Below are 17,227 nucleotides of genomic sequence, written 5' to 3' on the forward strand. Positions count from 1 at the left end.
GAATTACATCCGCGATGCAACGTTTTCCCAGTTCACCAGATTGTCGAGGAAGTTCGACAGGTAAGCCGGGCGTTTGTTGCGGAAGTCGATGTAGTAGCTGTGTTCCCACACGTCACAACCCAGCAGAGCGGTCTGACCAAAGCACAGCGGGTTAACGCCGTTTTCGGTCTTGGTCACTGCCAGCGAGCCGTCAGCGTTCTTGACCAGCCACGCCCAGCCCGAGCCGAACTGACCGGCACCAGCCGCGCTGAACTGCGATTTGAATTCGTCAACCGAGCCAAAGCTTTCGGTCAGAGCTTTTTCCAGCTCACCAGGCATGGCGTTGCCGCCGGGGCCCATCATTTCCCAGAATTGGTTGTGGTTCCACAGCTGGCTGATGTTGTTGAAGATGCCGTTCTGCGCCACAGCGTTTGCGTCATAGGTGCCAACAATGATCTCTTCCAGCGACTTGCCGTCCCATTCGGTTCCGGCAATCAGCTTGTTGCCGTTGTCAACATAGGCCTTGTGGTGCAAGTCGTGGTGATATTCCAGCGTTTCCGCGGACATACCCTTGGCTGCCAGCGCGTCATGTGCATAAGGAAGATCAGGAAGTTCAAAAGCCATCTCGGCCCCCTGTAATAAATGTAAGTTGCGGTTCCCAAGGTTAAATGCTTTGACAGCCGCCGTAGGTCAAGGCCCGTGACAATAAAACCCGGAGGTCCGCGATGCTGACACAGGCGCGCAAGATGTTTTACCGCGCCCGCGGGTATTATGCAGGCAACCTGAATGGAGAGCCTTTTCGCCTGGACCCCTATCATTCGAAATTCTGGCGCAAGGCATCTTCTGGCGCGTGGGAGCCTGAAACTTTCGCCGTGTTGGACGACCATCTGTCGCCAGACAGCGATTATCTGGATATCGGAGCCTGGATCGGGCCCACGGTCCTTTACGGTGCCCGCCGCGCCCGGCATGTCTGGTGTTTCGAACCCGACCCCACTGCTTTTCGGTATCTGGCGTGGAATCTGGACCTGAACAACATCCACAACGTCTCGGCCTTTGGGGTGGCGCTGTCTGATCAGTTCGGCGTGGCCCGCATGGCGTCAGTACGCGGAGAGCCGGGTGATTCCACCAGTTCCCTGCTGCATGACGGCGCGCATGGCAGTGATGCCCTTACAATTGCATGGGATCAGTTCGAGGCCGCGAATGATCTGTCCGGCGTGTCGCTGGTCAAGATTGACATCGAGGGGGCCGAGTTTTTCGTATTGCCCACTTTGATTGACTGGCTAAAGAAACAGCGCCCCGCCCTCCTGTTGTCTTTGCACGCCCCACTGTTGCCAGATAATGATCGCCTGCAACGGACAAAAGCCCTGTTGAATCTGTTGAACTTCTATTCCGAAATCCTCGACGATAAATCCCAGCCGATCACCGCTGAACTGTTGCTGTCTCCGGACGCTCTGACGCAGTACAAAACGTTGCTGTTGCGCAATTGACATTACCCCCAAGGCAATCAGGAAAATTAGCTCCAACACCTTGTTCCTTCTGCGGTTAGCTGAAATTTCCCGTAGCCGGTTACAAGGAAACAGGAACAAAATGAAATACCTCAGCATTGTTGCTTTTGCCGCATTTTTTGCAAACGGTGCCATGGCAGAAACTGTTACCTACAATTGCAAAATGACCAAACAGGACAGTCATGGCTGGATCGCACCAAGCTACGCATTTCAGGTGGACGTCGAAGACGGATGGGCAAAAGTAGCGGACAGCCCCGAATGGGTAGACACCAAGTACAAAAGTCGCGGCAAGAAAGGTGTTCGGATAGTCTGGACCGAAACCCAACGCGCCTCTGCCGGTGGTAATTTGCGTGTCAGGTATCAGGCCAACCTGAATCCTGCTGACAACAGCCTCAAAGTTCGTATGGCATTTGTCAGCACAAACGCCGCAAACAAGCCTTACGGTGTGGGCATTTGCAGCGTTGAAAGTTAAAAAAATCCTCGGGTAATCCCGGGGATTTCTTTTATAAGCACGCATGGGCGCAGGGTTTTCAGAACTCAGGATGCGTAAAGTGACTCGGTCGCGTTCAATGAGCAGCCCCCATACCCAGATGGCCGGTTGGTCACACTGATTTGCGGAAATCTTGCAAGCAGATCCAGACGCTGTTGTTCCGGGTTGTGCGTGGCAGTGTAGCTTGCCTAGGTCGATCCACCGTTACGTGCGGGAATTTTCATCTTCCAAGTCAACCTGAATTCAACCTTGCGCGTTTTATTGAACTTCACATCCTTGGGCTGCTCAACATCATAGTGGTGAATGTAGGCGTCGTAAGCGCGCGCGCATTTTCTTCATCAACGCTCAGGATCACTCGTTCGGCGATCCACCCTTGTTCCAACCGATGCAATTTGCAGTCATAGGTGAAGACTTCAGCTTTTGCTGTGGTCGCAGCCAAGGTCAATGCCAGGGCGGTCAATGCTTTCCTCATCTTCTTAGGCTTTCAAGTAGAACCAATAACACTAACGTTTGCAGCCTTATCCCGCTTAAAACTCAATACAATCTTAAGGAGAGCCCACCTTCGTGACCCCCGCATAAAAGACCTCTAAATAACTGTGCAACACTAAAATGATAATGGCCGCCTTTTTGCAAAGACGGCCGCCATTTGTTGCTTTTCTGAGAGTGAAACGCGGTCAGTAATATCCAACTTCACTGCCCGGCTGCGCCGCAACCTTGAGCAGTTTGAACACGTAGTCCGCAGCCGACCGGAAGCAGACGACCCGGAAGGTTTCAGCATCACCCATCCAAAACGCCCCGGCCACCTGCGCCAAGCGCGAGCGGCGGATTTGACCGGGCTGGAAGGCTTCGGTCGACAACTCGACCGGGGCCAGCTTACCAATCACTTCGCGCGCGCTAGCGCCCGAGATGCGGAATACGGCCCGCGCGTCCGATACATTGACCGCCAGCGCGTGTGTGCCGCTGAGCGCGTTTGTCATAGAGGCCAATTTGACCTCAACCTCGGCATAAGGCACCAGCACTAACAACTCATCGGTCGACATCCAACAGACGCCGGTGTCGCCATTGACCAGAACTTCGCGCTGGTCGGGCACTTTTTGACCCGTGGCATCCTTGACTGCCTTGGCCAGCACCTTGTCGGACAGGTCACCCCGAAGGGTGATCATGCCCTGCAGGCCGCATTCCTCGACCTTGACGATGCCGTCATAGCTGGCGTGATTCAGTGCGCTGATGGGTTCAGACATTCTGCTTCTCCCCGTCCTTATCGAAGAAGATCGGGTCTACGATCTTGGCTTTGTAGGTTTTGCCGTCGGTGCCCGGGAACTCGACAATCTCACCCATCCGGTCAGGACCGTGCTTGATCAGGCCCATGGCGATACCACGGTCCAGATTGGCCGAGTAGTAGGTCGAGGTCACGCGACCGATCATGTTGCGCTGACCGTTGGCGTTGACGCCGTCACCAACTGCGTAAGCGCCGTCAGGGATGACGGAACCATCCACAGTCTCAAGTCCCACCAATTTCCAGCGCTCGGGATCGGCCATATGAGTGCGCGAATGGGCGCGTTTGCCAAGGTAGTCTTCTTTCTTCTTAGACAGTGCCCAGTGCAGCCCCAGATCCTGCGGGATCACGGTGCCGTCGGTCTCGTCCCCGATCATGATAAAGCCCTTCTCGGCCCGTAGGATGTGCAGACATTCGGTGCCATAAGGCATCACGCCGAACTCTTTGCCTGCCTCCATCAGAGCGTCCCAGAACGCCTGACCTTGAGACGCGGGAACGGCGATTTCATAGGACAGCTCACCCGAGAACGAGATGCGGTAGGCGCGGCAGTCGAAGTCGCCGATCTTGCCATCACGCCATTCCATGAACGGCAGCGCCTCTTTGGACACATCCATGCCGCCCAGTTTCTCCAACACCTTGCGAGCGTTGGGGCCAACAACTGCCACCTGAGCGTACTGCTCGGTCACATTAGCGACGTAGACTTTCCAGTCCCACCACTCGGTTTGCAGCCACTCTTCCATATGGCCGTGGATACGTTCCGCTCCGCCGGTGGTTGTGTGGCAAAGCCAGGTATCCTCGTCGATACGTGCAACAACGCCGTCGTCGATCAAGAAACCGTTTTCCGAACACATCAGGCCATAGCGGCATTTGCCGACCTTCAGCGTGGACATCATATTGGTGTACATCATGTCCAGAAACTTGCCGGCATCCGGGCCTTTGACGATCAGCTTGCCCAGCGTAGACGCGTCCAGCAGACCGAGGTTTTCGCGCGTGTTCTTAACCTCGCGATTCACCGCGTCATGAACGGATTCACCGGGACGCACATAGGCGTAGGTCCGGTGCCAGTGGCCGACCGGTTCCCAATCCGCACCATTCTTGTCGTGCCAGTCGTGCATCGGGGTTTGGCGGATCGGTTGGAACACATCACCCCGCGCTTCGCCGCCAATCGACCCCATCGAGATCGGAGTATACGGCGGGCGGAACGTGGTGGTGCCGACCTTCGGGATCTCAGAATCCAATGCATCAGCAAGGATAGCCAAACCATTGATGTTGCTCAACTTACCTTGATCAGTTGCCATACCCAACGTGGTGTAACGCTTGGTATGCTCAACGCTTTCATAACCTTCGCGCGCGGCCAGTTGGACGTCGGATACTTTAACGTCGTTCTGGAAATCCAGCCACGATTTCATGCGCAGTTGAACCTCGGCATTGGCGGGCATCAGCCATACCGGCTCCATCGCGGCCTCGGCCGTGGTTTCGCCTTTCGGTGCATCGGTTGATTTGGTTTTGAAGCCCGCGCCATTGGCCGCGGCTTCGCCTGCGGTCTGTGCATCAAACAGCACATCGCCCAGCGACAGCGGTCCGTTGGCGGAACCGGCGGCCACGACAAATCCTTCTCCGTTCGCACCCAGCGGTGGACGTTCGGGATCAGGACGGAAATGGGCGTTCGCATCATCCCAAATCAGCTTGCCACCGCAATGCGACCACAGATGAACGACCGGAGACCAGCCGCCCGACATGGCAACAGCATCGCACTCAACCTCTTCGCGAGCGCCACCGATGCCTTCCTGATTGCAAATCGCAACCTTCTTGACGCGCTTGCCGCCTTTGACTTTGGCGACGGCTTTGCCGGGGTCAACGCGGATACCGAGCTGACGCGCTTCTTCGGCCATCGGGCCAGCGGCGGCGCGTGCGTCAACCACGCGCAAGACATCCACTCCGGCCTGTTTCAGGATGATCGCGGTGCGATAACCGTCATCATTATTGGTGGCAACGATCACACGCTCGCCGGGGGTTACGCCCCAGTTCACCACATAGTCGCGCATGGCCGAGGCCAGCATAACACCCGGCACATCATTGCCTGCGAAAGACAGCGGTCGTTCAATCGCACCGGTTGCCGTCACGACCTGCTTGGCGCGGATGCGCCACAGGCGGTGGCGTGGCCCCTGAATGCCCGGAGTATGGTCAGTCAGACGCTCATACCCCAGCACGTAACCGTGGTCATAGACACCCGCGCCCATGCAACGCAATCGCATCGTGACGTTGTCCATTGTTTCCAATTCGGAAACCAATTGATCCACGAACTTATCCACAGGCGAGCCATCAACAGTGCCCCCATCGACCGGAGCGCGCCCGCCCCAGTGTGCAGTCTGTTCGATCAGCAACACCTTGGCACCGGACGCAGCCGCCGCCTTGGCAGCCTGCAGACCGGCAACACCGCCACCGATAACCAGAACATCGGTGAAGGCATAGAAGTGCTCATAGGTGTCCGCATCGCGGTTGTCTTTGTCAGGCGCTTTGCCCAGACCGGCCGATTGGCGGATAAACGGTTCATAGACGTGCTTCCAGAACGGCTTGGGATGGATGAACATCTTGTAATAGAAACCAGCCGGCAGAAAACGCGACAGATGCGTGTTCACGGCCCCGATATCGAATTCAAGGTTCGGCCAGTGGTTCTGTGAAATTGCGGTCAGACCGTTGAACAGCTCGGTCGTGGTGGCGCGTTGGTTCGGCTCGAACCGGTTGCCCTGCCCCAGACCGACCAGTGCGTTCGGCTCTTCTGCACCGCTGGCGACAACACCACGCGGACGGTGGTACTTGAACGACCGGCCCATCATCATCTGATCATTGGCCAGCAGGGCCGAGGCAAGCGTATCGCCCTCGTACCCCTGCATCGAGGTGCCGTTGAAGGTAAAGGTGACCTGTTTTGACCGGTCAATCAGCCGGCCTTGTTTTGCGAGACGGGTGCTCATGTTGCGGACCTTTCGCAGGCGGAATTACGGGTGGCGGCGCGGATCATTCGTACTCTCTCCACGTCCAGCCAGGGCGCTTTGCAGTGATCGCGTCCTTGATTTCTTTTGGCGGCTCGGTGGTCTGGGCCGAATAGGTCCCGAACACTTCAAGCGTCTGGGTGCAGCGCGCGGCGTGGAACCACTTGCCGCAGCCATTGCTGTGACGCCAGCGTTCGAAATGAACGCCTTTGGGGTTCTCGCGCATGAACAGATAGTCATGGAACTCATCATCCGACGAGCCCGGACCAAAACGCTTCAGATGCGCCTCGCCACCAGCGGCCAGTTCGGTTTCTTCGGCGTCGACGCCGCAATACGGGCAATTCAGGATCAGCATGTGTTCATCCTTTTGGCGGTCGGTCGGCGCAATGGCCGACCTGAATTCTGTTAGTGGGCAACCTTGGGCAACACCCTTAGTGCGCCACCCCGGCGGCGACGCTTTCGTCGATAAAGCGACCCTCTTTGAAACGATCCAACGAGAACGCCTCGGTCAGCGGGGAATGGCCCGTGGCCATCAGCTGCGCCATCCCCCAGCCGGAACCCGGGATCGCCTTAAAGCCACCTGTGCCCCAACCACCGTTGATGAAGCAGCCTTGCAGCGGCGTCTTCGACAGGATGGGCGATCGGTCGCCGGTCATATCAACGATACCACCCCACTGGCGCAGCATCTTCAGGCGCGAGATCATCGGAAAGGTTTCGACCAGCGCGCGCACGGTTTCCTCGATATGGTGGAAGGACCCGCGCTGAGTGAAGTTGTTATAGGCATCGGTGCCACCACCAATCACCATCTCCCCCTTGTCGGACTGAGACATATAGCCGTGCACGGTGTTGGCCATCACCACCACGTCCATGCACGGTTTGATAGGCTCGGAGACCAGCGCCTGCAGGGCAATCGCCTCAAGCGGCAGACGGAAGCCCGCCATCTCGGCCAGCTGACCTGAATGGCCCGCGACCACGATGCCCAGCTTTTCGCAATCAATCGCACCCTTGGTGGTGTCAACGCCAACGACGCGGCCATTCTCGGACCGGACGCCAGTGACTTCGCATTGCTGGATGATGTCCATACCCATGGCCGAACACGCACGGGCATAGCCCCAGGCCACAGCATCGTGCCGTGCGGTGCCGCCGCGTTCCTGCCACAGGGCCCCCAGAACCGGATAGCGCGGACCGTCGATATTGATGATCGGCACCAGCTGTTTCACCCGTTCGGGCCCGATCCATTCGGTCTGCACGCCCTGTAGCGCATTGGCGTGGGCCGTGCGCTGATAACCTCGGATTTCGTGCTGCGTTTGCGCCAGCATCATTACGCCACGAGGGCTGAACATGATGTTATAGTTCAGATCCTGGCTCAGATCCTCATAGAGGCCACGCGCCTTTTCATAGATCGCCGCCGACGGGTCCTGCAGATAGTTCGACCGGATGATGGTCGTATTGCGGCCGGTGTTGCCGCCGCCCAGCCAGCCTTTCTCGATCACGGCGACGTTCTGGATGCCGTAATTCTTGCCAAGATAATAGGCGGTCGCCAGACCGTGCCCCCCTGCGCCGACGATGATCACGTCGTACCGTTTTTTCGGTTCAGGCGAGCGCCACGCGCGCTCCCATCCGGTGTGATAGCGCAGGGCCTCCCGCGCCACAGCAAAGGCTGAGTAGTGTTTCATAAGCGAATCCATCCGGTTCGGTGATTGGCGCAGATATGCCGTGCGCAAACAGTTTACCCCTGCCGCACAGCGCCACAATATCGAACTATTGCGACATCGGCTCCATTATTGCGACATGACGTCCTCTCGCGGCTATTTGTCCCTTTTTTCCGACTGCTGACAGGTCTAAGTCAGGGCAGCCATATCGGAGAAACCATGTCGTTCCTGGTCGTCACCATTCTTACTGCTTTGATCATTGCGGTGTTCCTGGGCTTTTCGCTGCTACGCAGCCGCAAAACGCGAGAGCCAGCGGCGGCCTATGACCTGCGTGTCTATCGCGAACAACTGGCGGGCGTAGACAAGGACTTAGCCCGGGGTGTGATCGGTGAGGCCGACGCAGATCGGGTACGCACGGAAATCTCACGCCGCATTCTGGCCGCTGACGCACAGATGCAGGCCGGGGTTGATCACGCCGGACCGCCACGCTGGGCCTCTGTTACCGCCTTTGCCGTCATTGCACTTGTCGTCGTTGGTGGTGCGAGCTGGATGTATCGCCAGATGGGTGCCGCAGGGCTGCCGGACCAGCCTTTGTCGCAGCGACTGGAGCAGGCCGAAATTCTGCGGGCCGAACGCCCCAGTCAGACAGACGCCGAAGCGGCCGCCCCGCCCGCGCAATTGCCGCAGTTGGATGAGAGTTATGCCAATCTTCTGAATCAGTTGCGCGAGACTGTTGCAGCGCGCCCTGATGATCTGCAGGGCCACATTTTGCTAGCTCAGCACGAGGCAAATGCTGGCAATTTTCCCGCCGCATACGCAGCCCAGCAACGTGTGATCGAATTGTCCGGCGACGATATCCCCGCCGATGCCTTTTCGCATCTGGCCGAGATGATGATCCTGTCCGTCGGTGGCTATGTCTCGCCCGAGGCGGAAGAGGCATTGAAACAGGCGTTGCAACGCGACCCGCGCCATGGTCCGGCACAGTATTATCTGGGGCAGATGATGGTACAGATCGGTCGCCCCGACGTCGGCTACCGGGTCTGGGTTGATGCTCTACGCGATGCCCCTGCGGGCGCTCCGTGGGCCGATGCCATTCGGGCGCAACTGGACGAGCTGGCCTTCCGCGCCGGCGTTTTCAACGCTCCGGAACTACCTGCTGCTCCCGGCCCAAGTCAGGATGACGTCAACGCCGCAGCCGAACTGACGCCGGAAGAACGGCAAGAGATGATCAAGGGCATGGTCAACCAATTGTCTGAACGTCTGGCCACTGAAGGCGGTTCACCCGAGGAATGGGCGCGTCTGATCGCAGCCCTTGGTGTTCTGGGGGAGGGTCAACGCGCCATCGACATCAAAAACGAGGCGATGGAAGTCTTTGCCGGAAATACAGATGCCATAGAATTGATCGACGCTGCGGCTTTGCAGGCCGGGATCGCACAATGATTCACGACGCGTTCGAAGAATTTGCTGCCGCCCTGCCGCCGATGACCGCGCTGATGGGTCTGGATCTGGGTGAAAAGACCATCGGCGTTGCCGTCTCGGACCGGATGCGTGGCGTGGCCAGCCCATTAGAAACCGTACGGCGCAAGAAATTCACTCTGGATTCTGCGCGGTTGCTTGAATTGATCGCCGACCGCGAAATCGGCGGCGTCATTCTGGGCTTGCCGAAAAACATGGACGGTACCGAAGGCCCGCGATGCCAATCCACCCGTGCTTTTGCCCGGAATCTGTCGCGCCTGACCGAGGTTTCCATCGGGTTCTGGGACGAACGACTCAGCACAGTTGCGGCCGAAAAGGCACTGCTTGAGGCGGATACGACACGAAAACGTCGCGGACAGGTTATCGATCACGTCGCCGCTGGCTATATTCTGCAAGGAGCCTTGGACAGGCTACGCTTTCTTTAGTTGCGACAGGATACAGCAATGACGAACATGGTTTGGAAAAGGAACGAGGTCGAAAGCCCTTGCGTCCAGATCTGTGTCGTGCACCCGACCGAACGTATCTGCACCGGCTGTTATCGCACGATTGACGAAATCTCGCGCTGGTCCAAAATGGACAGCAGCGAACGTGCCGAAATCATGGAAAACCTACCCTCACGCAAGCCGCAACTGACCAAACGTCGGGGAGGTCGTGCGGCACGCCTGAAAGAGTCTTAATCCTATTCAAATCGAGGGCATGGACTGAATCTGCGCCGCTGTAGGCCGGTCTGAACTTCGAGGGGGATCAAGTTCGAACACTTGTGGTGAGTGAGTGGCAACCCACAGCGACGCGCTTCAGTTTTTCGGTTCCTCCGAAGTGGTTACGCGGAAGAACAAGGCATTGCTAATCTTTTTTTGACCGTTCAATCAAGAAAAACAAAGCCTGACCTAGCATGACCTTACGTAAGCGTTACGTTTGATCCTGACCTATCCCGCAGCCAACCAGGATTTGGCGTTCTCAATATCCTCGGAAGCAAAGAACTGAGTTCTCGTCCCCAGAACGTGGCTGGCCGCCCGTTGCGCCATATGCTGCCACGTCTTGTCGCCAACGATGGCCGCGCGATCCAGTATCCCGGCGTGATTTCTAACCAGCTTGAAATGCGATGCCAGGGCGGACAGCCCTTGCCAGTCATCGAATTCCCGCAAGTCGATCAACAGCCGGAACCCGTCCTTTCCCTGCAACAGGTTGTCGAGGTCCAGTTCGGCCCGGTTAAACTCCTCGGGGTCTAGTTTGCCCAACAAGCGAATCTGAATGCAGGGGCCGCCCAGATCAATTACGTGAATGGAGCCCAGGGATTCGCGCATCCAGCGGCGGGCGGCCTCAAGCTCGGACAATTCAAAAACCTGCACTGGGCATGGTAAGATAGGTGCAGCCAAACGAATGCTGGTCTTAACCCAGCCCTGATCCGCAGCCACGCCAATGCGGTCAAATCCGCGCCAATGACTCAGTCCCAGCTTTGTGTCAGCCCAAGCGGCACCCAAATCGTAACCCTTGAATTCCGGCTGAACGACAGCCAGCAGACGCACATTGTCATGTTCGGTCAGTGCGGCCTCGATCGCGGGCACCAGAACCTCGCTGTAATCAGTGCTGGTCACCTCGCCGGATAGTTCGACTTCCAGCAAGGCCCCGTCCGAATTTCTGTGGACCGTAATCATCCAAAAACCTCCAAATCCGAATAATGGCAGGAGGTTAGGCGGATTCGATCCATTCGGCTACTCCCCCAGCACACTCAGGGCGGAAATAGGCAATCATACGTCCATCCGGTCCTGCAGAGGCATTGGCACCCCACGGGGCCACCCCATGCAAACAATGACGGTGCAACAGGTAGGCCTCGCCCGGTTTGGCGGGCAATTCGATGCGCGGGCAGGTGTCGAACACCTCGCGGCGGGCGGCCTGATAGGTATCTGTGATATCCACCTGATGCAGGTCGTCGCGTGGGTGCCCGTCCAGCGCGCGTCGGAACGCGGCACGTAGGATTTTATGGCTGCCCTCCCACAACACCATCGGGGCCGCATCAGCGCTGGCGTCGTTCAGGGGAATTCCCAGTATCCAGGCGTGTGGCTCCTCCACCCGTCGCCGACGATCCGGCCCCATGGGTCGCAAACCGTCCACATGCGCCGCGTCCCGTTTCAGACGATACCGCCCGGCGCTGTCACTTTCACCCTGCCGTGGGCGTGGATAGCCGGGATAGACAACCGAGACTTGCCCCTTGTGCAGTGGTAGCTCTCCGTACTGTTCAATGATGAAGTCCAAGGCGTGTCCGGACAGCACGTCCGACTGCCCCACCCTGCCCTGCGGGTCATTGTCCAGCGCGTCGACGCCAATAAACCATGTCCCTTCGCAATCAAGCCATTGGGCATGGGCGGGATCGACAACAGATGCGTGGGCTGCAGGCAGAGCATGCCCCACCCACTTGACCAGTGCTGGGTCAAAGGGGAACTTTATCCAACCTGTTTCGTTATAATCACTCATAAGCCCAGCGCCTTGCGCAGCATGTTCAGCGCGACGAGGGTCAGGAAGACTGCAAACACACGTCTGAGGAGTTTGGAGTCCATGGCGTGGGCCAGTTTTACCCCCCACGGGGCAGTAATCGTCGTCATGGTCACAACGATACCAAAAGCAATCAAATTGACTGCACCGATGGTCAGCGGAGGGCGGTGCTCTGGCGAAATGTCCAGAAACAGAAAGCCCAGAACCGAGGGCACCGCGATGACTACTCCAAACCCGGCTGCAGTAGCAACAGCGCGGTGAATGGGCGTGTTGAACAGACTCATCAGTGGTACGCCGAAACTGCCGCCTCCGATCCCCATCAACACCGATAGAAAGCCTAGCGAAGGCGACAGCAGCGCACGACGAAAACCTTTGGGCATGGCATCACCCAGCCGCCATTCGGATTTGCCAAGCCCAAGATAGGCCCCGATGACCATCCCAAGCACACCGAACAATATCTGCAGGACCTCGGTCCGCAGCGCCGAAGCCACCAGAACGCCGATAATCGCCCCAACCGCGATCCCAGGCCCCCAGCCGCGCAGAATATCCCAGTCCACAGCGCCTTTCTTGTTGTGCGACAGCACGGACCGCGTCGAGGTTACGATGATCGTCGCCAAAGAAGTCGCCAGACACAGCTGCATCAGCTGCGGGCCGCCATAGCCAAGCGTCTTGAAGGTGTAGAAAAAGGCGGGCACCAGCACGATGCCCCCGCCAACGCCCAGCAATCCGGCCAGCACACCCGCCAGCGCCCCGATTACAAGCAAAAGGCCCAGCATCTGGGCCAGCAACATCGTCTCGGGCATCTTTCCCCCATACCGGCCGGTGGCCGTATCTTAATCCGTTCAAACCTCGACCAGAGGCGCCACGCGCTCCAGTGCCTGTAACATCACCTCGGGGCCCGCACCCTCGTGCACCGCGCCCTCGGACAAGGTCCGTCGCCATGCCCGCGCACCGGGGCGTCCTGCGAAAAGGCCCAGCATATGGCGGGTGATCTGGTGCAACCGTCCCCCCTCGGCAAGGTGCGCCTCGACATAGGGAACCATTTTGCGCACAACATCGATCGGATCAGCCTCCTGCCCTGTTCCGTAGATCAGCGGGTCTGCTTCGGCCAGAATGTCGGTTGGCTGGTGATAGGCCGCACGTCCGATCATGACACCGTCCAGCCCGGCCTTAAGATGCGTACGCGCCTGATCCAGAGAGGTAATGCCGCCATTGATTGAAATATGCAGATCGGGAAAGGCCGTCTTCATCCGGTGCACCAGATCATAATCCAAAGGTGGAATGTCGCGATTTTCCTTGGGGCTGAGCCCTTGCAACCAAGCCTTACGCGCGTGGATCGTCACCCGTTCGCAACCAGCCGCGCGGATTTGGTCCAGAAACGTGGGCAGAACCTCTTCGGGGTTTTGTTCATCCACGCCGATGCGACACTTGACAGTCACCTCGACGCCAACCGCCTCACGCATCGCGGACACACATTCGGCGACGCGGCCAGGGTCTTTCATCAATACCGCGCCGAATGTCCCGGATTGGACACGATCTGAGGGGCAACCGCAATTCAGGTTGATCTCATCATAGCCCACTTCGGCCCCAAACCGCGCTGCCTGCGCCAGTTCCTGCGGGTCAGACCCACCCAATTGCAGCGCAACGGGATGTTCTTCCGGGCTGTAACCCAACAGATGCATCGCCCCACCTCGCACCAGCGCCGGAGCCGTCACCATTTCGGTGTACAGCAACGTTTGACCGCTGAGCAGCCGATGCAGATAGCGACAATGCCGATCTGTCCAGTCCATCATGGGTGCCACGCTTAAACGTGCTGCCTTTTGCGCATTACTTATCAAGGGGTTACCTCCGCGCGCCTTGAAATTCGTGTAAAACGTATTCCCTAGGTTTCACCGTATTGCCAGGGATTTTCGATTCGAGTGTGCTAGGGTGTAGCACATCAGGAAAGCACAGACAGCGGCCCGAATGCAGTAGATTTCTGATCCGAACGCCCCCTTTTGCATCTTCCGATTTCTCTAATGGAAACCAAGTTTAAAGCGCTGAACTTCACTTTTATGCGCTCGGACTGCCTTGCCATCACTGACACCAAGACGGGATGAGTCTCATGACCAAAATCGGCGCCAGCGCGCCATGGATGGTAGGATACATTTTTTAATGCAGCTCGTCCCAAGGTCGAGGATACAATCCAACCAAGTGAACGTCTTCCAATTAACTGGCGCCAGTCACAAGCCAGACAACAAACCCTGCGGTGTTTCCTGCTCCAAAAATTGACCCTTCACTAGATCTTGGGTGATCCTTTCACAATTGGGATCCCTAAAATTAATAGGGGTAGCACTTCCTTTATGCGCTCTGGTCTTTTCTTTTTGCTGAAAAAGATTGCAGATAAACGATAACGCCTTGATCTATAATCAAGAATAAAAATGATTAGGCAAATCCTAATGTTTGGTGAGGAAGTCAATTCTTAGGAGGACCACGCAGCCCGTATATACCCGAATGGAAATTCGCGGTGCTGAGGGAGGCGCAATTGTCTGATAAAGAAAATATCGCGATTGACGTACGGGATGCGGTGAAACGCTATGGCGACTTTACGGCGCTCAAGAAAATCTCGCTGTCGATCATGGACAATGAGTTCTTCACTCTTCTGGGCCCGTCTGGCTGCGGCAAGACTACTCTGCTTAGGATGATCGCCGGGTTCGAGGCCGTAACCGAAGGTGCAATCTACCTGTATGGCGATGAAATCGAAAACCTCCCGCCAAACAAGCGTCCGGTGAACACGGTTTTCCAGAACTATGCGCTGTTTCCGCATATGACCATTCTGGACAACGTGGCATTCGGGCTGGAAATGCGCGGGATATCAAAATCCGATGCACGCAAAAAGGCGGGCGAGATGTTGGAACTGGTGCAACTCTCCCAGTTTTCGGCGCGTAAGCCCAGCCAGTTGTCAGGCGGTCAACAGCAACGTGTCGCGCTGGCGCGCGCTCTGGCACCTCAGCCCAAAGTTCTGTTGCTGGATGAACCCCTGTCTGCCCTGGACTTGAAGCTCCGCAAAGCCATGCAGCTTGAACTGAAGCATCTGCAGCGCGAAACCGGGATCACTTTTATTTTCGTCACTCACGATCAGGAAGAAGCTCTGACCATGTCGGACCGCATCGCGGTCATGTCGGCGGGCGAGATGCAACAACTGGGTACGCCAACAGACATCTACGAGCGTCCGCACAACATGTTCGTGGCGGATTTCATCGGCGAGACCAACCTTTTGGAAGTTTCCGTAGACGGCATCGAAAATGGCCGCGCGACCTGTCACCTTGGCGGAGGACATGAGCTGACCTGCAACTCGGTTGACGGGGTTGATGTCGGCTCCAAGGTTCACATGTCGATCCGTCCTGAGCGGTTGTATATGTCGGATACCCCCGCAGAGGCCGAAAGTCTGAAAGGGCGGATCAAAGACAATATCTTTGTCGGGACAGACATCACCACTATCGTGGACCTGCAGGATGGTCCGGATTTTGTCGTACGCACCTCCAATTCCGACCGCGGGAATAAACGTATTTTCGAACCGGGCACCGAGATGTTCGTCAACATGGAGTTGGGGGCGGGACGCCTCCTGGTCGACTGATGGCAGCGGGTGCGGCAAGCGGCGGCAGCGCAACGACCGATACCTATAAAGAGGCACGTACTTGGCTCCTGCTGCCCGCATGGGTGACACTGGCCATTCTAGTGTTGGCGCCGGTGATCATGATGTTGATCTACTCTTTCCTGACGAAAGAGTTTCGCGGCGGCGTGATCTGGGAATTCTCGCTGGCCGCCTATGATCAGTTCTTCTTTGACCGCGGCCTGTTCGGTGACGATCCCCCAAAGATCGAATGGACATATATTACGATCTTCTGGCGCTCGATCTGGCAGGCAGGGGCAGCGACGCTGCTGAGCCTCGTGATCGGTTTTCCAACGGCGTACTTCATTGCTACCCGCTCTGAGAACATGCGCCCGGTTTGGGTGTTCTTAATCACTATCCCTTATTGGGTGAATCTGTTGATCCGGACCGTATCGATGAAGTTCCTGCTGCGCGATCAGGGGCCGCTTAATGACTTTCTGATGAATATCGGCCTGATCGACAGCCCACTGCATATCGTCAACACTAACTTCGCGGTGCAGCTCGGCCTGTTCTATTCCTATCTTCCCTTCATGGTTCTGCCGATTTACGCAGCGGTTGAACGCTACAACTTCGCCCTCTCCGAGGCGGCGGCTGACCTTTACGCATCAAAATGGACCACGCTGCGCCGCGTGCTGCTTCCGGCAGTCAAGCCGGGTGTGTTTGCGGGGTGCATTCTGGTCTTTGTCCCCTCAATGGGGTCGTTCCTTGCACCCGATCTGCTAGGTGGCGCCAAGAACTTCATGATTGGCTCGCTGATTGAGGAACAGTTCAAAGGTAATGCCGGCAACTGGCCGTTCGGCGCAGCCGCGTCGATGATCTTGCTGACAATGGTTTTGATCATTTTGATGTTTTCGGCCCGCCAGCAGGCCAAAGCCGACAAGGCGGGGGGCTGATCAATGGCAAGCAAGCAATTCGACATCAAGTCATACACAGGTTTCAAAGGGATCACCCTACTGTGCCTGATTATCCTCTACGCCCCGCTGATCGTGGTCACGATCTACAGCTTCAACGCCTCTCAATCGCTGACCAACTGGGAAGGTGTCTCACTGCGCTGGTATGCGGACGTCTTTACCGGCCCTGAAAGCGGCAAGTTCAAAACAGCGGCAAAGAACAGCTTTGTCATAGCAATCATCGCCGCGACCACGGCGACAGCTATCGCCACGCTTGCCGCAACGGGGATGGTGCGAGGGGGCAAGTTTCGCTTTCGCACGTTGTCCTTCGGGCTGATCAGCTTGCCGCTGATGGTACCCGAGATTGTTCTGGCGGTTGCCACCCTGATCTTCTTCAACTCGATCGGATTTGAACGCGGTCTGCTGACCATCCTGCTGGCCCATATCGCATTCTGCATTCCCTTTGCCTATCTGCCGATCTCGGCTCGTATGCAGGGGATCGAAGACAGCTATGAGCAGGCCGCGCTGGACCTCTATGCCACCAAACGACAGGCGTTCACCAAGATCCTGCTGCCGTTGATGATGCCGGGCATCATCTCGGGTTTCTTGCTGGCCTTCATCGTCAGCCTGGATGACTTCATCATCACCAACTTTGTCAAAGGAGCGGGAGTCGAGACCCTGCCTACGGCAATCTTTGGCTCGGTAAAGCAGGGTATCAAACCGAATATCATGGCGATTTCGACCATGTTGCTGAGTGTGTCCATCATCATGGTCACGATCAGTTATTTCGTCAGCAAGTCTGACAACACAAAATAACCAACAGATGG

General features: G+C 57.1%; 18 protein-coding genes. 8 read left to right on the forward strand and 10 right to left on the reverse strand.

Annotated features, from left to right (window positions below; all coding sequences use genetic code 11):
• Positions 1 to 3: 3 nt before the first annotated feature.
• A complete protein-coding gene (locus tag ACR0DT_RS04405; protein WP_113789565.1) occupies positions 4 to 603 on the reverse strand; it encodes a superoxide dismutase in 600 nt (199 codons plus the stop codon).
• A gap of 101 nt (positions 604 to 704) precedes the next feature.
• Here ACR0DT_RS04405 and ACR0DT_RS04410 point away from each other — a divergent pair, with 101 nt between their 5' ends.
• Together ACR0DT_RS04410 and ACR0DT_RS04415 are read left to right on the forward strand one after the other, a co-directional pair.
• Positions 705 to 1,466 carry an FkbM family methyltransferase gene (locus tag ACR0DT_RS04410; protein WP_480709577.1) on the forward strand — a complete coding sequence of 254 codons (762 nt, stop codon included), beginning with the start codon at positions 705 to 707 and terminating at the stop codon, positions 1,464 to 1,466.
• A gap of 100 nt (positions 1,467 to 1,566) precedes the next feature.
• Positions 1,567 to 1,956, forward strand: a complete 390-nt coding sequence (locus tag ACR0DT_RS04415) for a hypothetical protein (RefSeq protein ID WP_480709578.1) — start codon at positions 1,567 to 1,569, stop codon at positions 1,954 to 1,956.
• Between the two features lie 286 nt (positions 1,957 to 2,242).
• Here ACR0DT_RS04415 and ACR0DT_RS04420 read toward each other — a convergent pair whose 3' ends face one another.
• The 5 genes from ACR0DT_RS04420 to ACR0DT_RS04440 form a co-directional block, all read right to left on the reverse strand.
• On the reverse strand, positions 2,243 to 2,434 hold the full coding sequence (locus ACR0DT_RS04420) for a hypothetical protein (RefSeq protein WP_480709579.1): 192 nt from the start codon (positions 2,432 to 2,434) through the stop codon (positions 2,243 to 2,245).
• A gap of 214 nt (positions 2,435 to 2,648) precedes the next feature.
• The gene (locus tag ACR0DT_RS04425; RefSeq protein ID WP_480709580.1) at positions 2,649 to 3,215 is read right to left on the reverse strand and encodes a sarcosine oxidase subunit gamma; all 567 of its coding nucleotides are present in this window, start codon (positions 3,213 to 3,215) and stop codon (positions 2,649 to 2,651) included.
• Positions 3,208 to 6,222, reverse strand: a complete 3,015-nt coding sequence (locus ACR0DT_RS04430) for a sarcosine oxidase subunit alpha family protein (RefSeq protein ID WP_480709581.1) — start codon at positions 6,220 to 6,222, stop codon at positions 3,208 to 3,210. Before ACR0DT_RS04430 ends, ACR0DT_RS04425 begins: the two co-directional genes overlap by 8 nt.
• 43 nt (positions 6,223 to 6,265) lie before the next feature.
• Complete coding sequence (locus tag ACR0DT_RS04435; protein WP_170414529.1) at positions 6,266 to 6,595, reverse strand: sarcosine oxidase subunit delta; 330 nt, start codon at positions 6,593 to 6,595, stop codon at positions 6,266 to 6,268.
• A gap of 76 nt (positions 6,596 to 6,671) precedes the next feature.
• Positions 6,672 to 7,916 (reverse strand): sarcosine oxidase subunit beta family protein, encoded by a 1,245-nt coding sequence (locus tag ACR0DT_RS04440; protein WP_480709582.1) that lies wholly within the window; start codon positions 7,914 to 7,916, stop codon positions 6,672 to 6,674.
• A 195-nt stretch (positions 7,917 to 8,111) separates the two neighbouring features.
• On the opposite strand from ACR0DT_RS04440, the gene ccmI reads away from it, so the two are divergent.
• Genes ccmI through ACR0DT_RS04455 form a run of 3 tightly spaced genes read left to right on the forward strand, consistent with a single transcriptional unit; the run spans position 8,112 to position 10,045 of the window.
• Positions 8,112 to 9,332 carry a c-type cytochrome biogenesis protein CcmI gene (gene ccmI, locus ACR0DT_RS04445; RefSeq protein ID WP_480709583.1) on the forward strand — a complete coding sequence of 407 codons (1,221 nt, stop codon included), beginning with the start codon at positions 8,112 to 8,114 and terminating at the stop codon, positions 9,330 to 9,332.
• Positions 9,329 to 9,793, forward strand: a complete 465-nt coding sequence (gene ruvX, locus ACR0DT_RS04450) for a Holliday junction resolvase RuvX (RefSeq protein ID WP_170349136.1) — start codon at positions 9,329 to 9,331, stop codon at positions 9,791 to 9,793. The genes ccmI and ruvX overlap by 4 nt, the downstream gene beginning before the upstream one ends.
• An 18-nt stretch (positions 9,794 to 9,811) precedes the next feature.
• The gene (locus ACR0DT_RS04455; protein ID WP_058280670.1) at positions 9,812 to 10,045 is read left to right on the forward strand and encodes a DUF1289 domain-containing protein; all 234 of its coding nucleotides are present in this window, start codon (positions 9,812 to 9,814) and stop codon (positions 10,043 to 10,045) included.
• Between the two features lie 249 nt (positions 10,046 to 10,294).
• Here ACR0DT_RS04455 and ACR0DT_RS04460 read toward each other — a convergent pair whose 3' ends face one another.
• Genes ACR0DT_RS04460 through dusA form a run of 4 tightly spaced genes read right to left on the reverse strand, consistent with a single transcriptional unit; the run spans position 10,295 to position 13,696 of the window.
• Complete coding sequence (locus ACR0DT_RS04460; RefSeq protein WP_480709584.1) at positions 10,295 to 11,023, reverse strand: SpoIIAA family protein; 729 nt, start codon at positions 11,021 to 11,023, stop codon at positions 10,295 to 10,297.
• Positions 11,024 to 11,057: 34 nt separating this feature from the next.
• Positions 11,058 to 11,840: a hypothetical protein gene (locus tag ACR0DT_RS04465; RefSeq protein WP_480709585.1), complete on the reverse strand. Its 783-nt coding sequence runs from the start codon at positions 11,838 to 11,840 to the stop codon at positions 11,058 to 11,060.
• Complete coding sequence (locus ACR0DT_RS04470) at positions 11,837 to 12,661, reverse strand: sulfite exporter TauE/SafE family protein (RefSeq protein ID WP_480709586.1); 825 nt, start codon at positions 12,659 to 12,661, stop codon at positions 11,837 to 11,839. Before ACR0DT_RS04470 ends, ACR0DT_RS04465 begins: the two co-directional genes overlap by 4 nt.
• Positions 12,662 to 12,700: 39 nt before the next feature.
• A complete protein-coding gene (gene dusA, locus ACR0DT_RS04475; RefSeq protein ID WP_480709587.1) occupies positions 12,701 to 13,696 on the reverse strand; it encodes a tRNA dihydrouridine(20/20a) synthase DusA in 996 nt (331 codons plus the stop codon).
• Between the two features lie 686 nt (positions 13,697 to 14,382).
• Here dusA and ACR0DT_RS04480 point away from each other — a divergent pair.
• The 3 genes from ACR0DT_RS04480 to ACR0DT_RS04490 are packed head-to-tail and all read left to right on the forward strand — an operon-like array spanning position 14,383 to position 17,216.
• Positions 14,383 to 15,474, forward strand: a complete 1,092-nt coding sequence (locus ACR0DT_RS04480) for an ABC transporter ATP-binding protein (protein ID WP_480709588.1) — start codon at positions 14,383 to 14,385, stop codon at positions 15,472 to 15,474.
• Entirely contained in the window at positions 15,474 to 16,403 is a 930-nt protein-coding gene (locus ACR0DT_RS04485; RefSeq protein WP_171236840.1) for an ABC transporter permease, read from the forward strand. The genes ACR0DT_RS04480 and ACR0DT_RS04485 overlap by 1 nt, the downstream gene beginning before the upstream one ends.
• Before the next feature lie 3 nt (positions 16,404 to 16,406).
• Positions 16,407 to 17,216, forward strand: a complete 810-nt coding sequence (locus ACR0DT_RS04490; RefSeq protein ID WP_480709589.1) for an ABC transporter permease — start codon at positions 16,407 to 16,409, stop codon at positions 17,214 to 17,216.
• Positions 17,217 to 17,227 lie beyond the last annotated feature (11 nt).

It is taken from the genome of Ruegeria sp. BI11 (assembly GCF_056538005.1).

What these genes read in the sequence shown, in the direction of transcription:
- ACR0DT_RS04405 (WP_113789565.1), bottom strand. Translation starts at nt 603, where the DNA reads ATGGCTTTTGAACTTCCTGATCTTCCTTATGCACATGACGCGCTGGCA.
- ACR0DT_RS04410 (WP_480709577.1), top strand. Translation starts at nt 705, where the DNA reads ATGCTGACACAGGCGCGCAAGATGTTTTACCGCGCCCGCGGGTATTAT.
- ACR0DT_RS04415 (WP_480709578.1), top strand. Translation starts at nt 1,567, where the DNA reads ATGAAATACCTCAGCATTGTTGCTTTTGCCGCATTTTTTGCAAACGGT.
- ACR0DT_RS04425 (WP_480709580.1), bottom strand. Translation starts at nt 3,215, where the DNA reads ATGTCTGAACCCATCAGCGCACTGAATCACGCCAGCTATGACGGCATC.
- ACR0DT_RS04430 (WP_480709581.1), bottom strand. Translation starts at nt 6,222, where the DNA reads ATGAGCACCCGTCTCGCAAAACAAGGCCGGCTGATTGACCGGTCAAAA.
- ACR0DT_RS04435 (WP_170414529.1), bottom strand. Translation starts at nt 6,595, where the DNA reads ATGCTGATCCTGAATTGCCCGTATTGCGGCGTCGACGCCGAAGAAACC.
- ACR0DT_RS04440 (WP_480709582.1), bottom strand. Translation starts at nt 7,916, where the DNA reads ATGAAACACTACTCAGCCTTTGCTGTGGCGCGGGAGGCCCTGCGCTAT.
- ccmI (WP_480709583.1), top strand. Translation starts at nt 8,112, where the DNA reads ATGTCGTTCCTGGTCGTCACCATTCTTACTGCTTTGATCATTGCGGTG.
- ruvX (WP_170349136.1), top strand. Translation starts at nt 9,329, where the DNA reads ATGATTCACGACGCGTTCGAAGAATTTGCTGCCGCCCTGCCGCCGATG.
- ACR0DT_RS04455 (WP_058280670.1), top strand. Translation starts at nt 9,812, where the DNA reads ATGACGAACATGGTTTGGAAAAGGAACGAGGTCGAAAGCCCTTGCGTC.
- ACR0DT_RS04460 (WP_480709584.1), bottom strand. Translation starts at nt 11,023, where the DNA reads ATGATTACGGTCCACAGAAATTCGGACGGGGCCTTGCTGGAAGTCGAA.
- ACR0DT_RS04465 (WP_480709585.1), bottom strand. Translation starts at nt 11,840, where the DNA reads ATGAGTGATTATAACGAAACAGGTTGGATAAAGTTCCCCTTTGACCCA.
- ACR0DT_RS04470 (WP_480709586.1), bottom strand. Translation starts at nt 12,661, where the DNA reads ATGCCCGAGACGATGTTGCTGGCCCAGATGCTGGGCCTTTTGCTTGTA.
- ACR0DT_RS04485 (WP_171236840.1), top strand. Translation starts at nt 15,474, where the DNA reads ATGGCAGCGGGTGCGGCAAGCGGCGGCAGCGCAACGACCGATACCTAT.
- ACR0DT_RS04490 (WP_480709589.1), top strand. Translation starts at nt 16,407, where the DNA reads ATGGCAAGCAAGCAATTCGACATCAAGTCATACACAGGTTTCAAAGGG.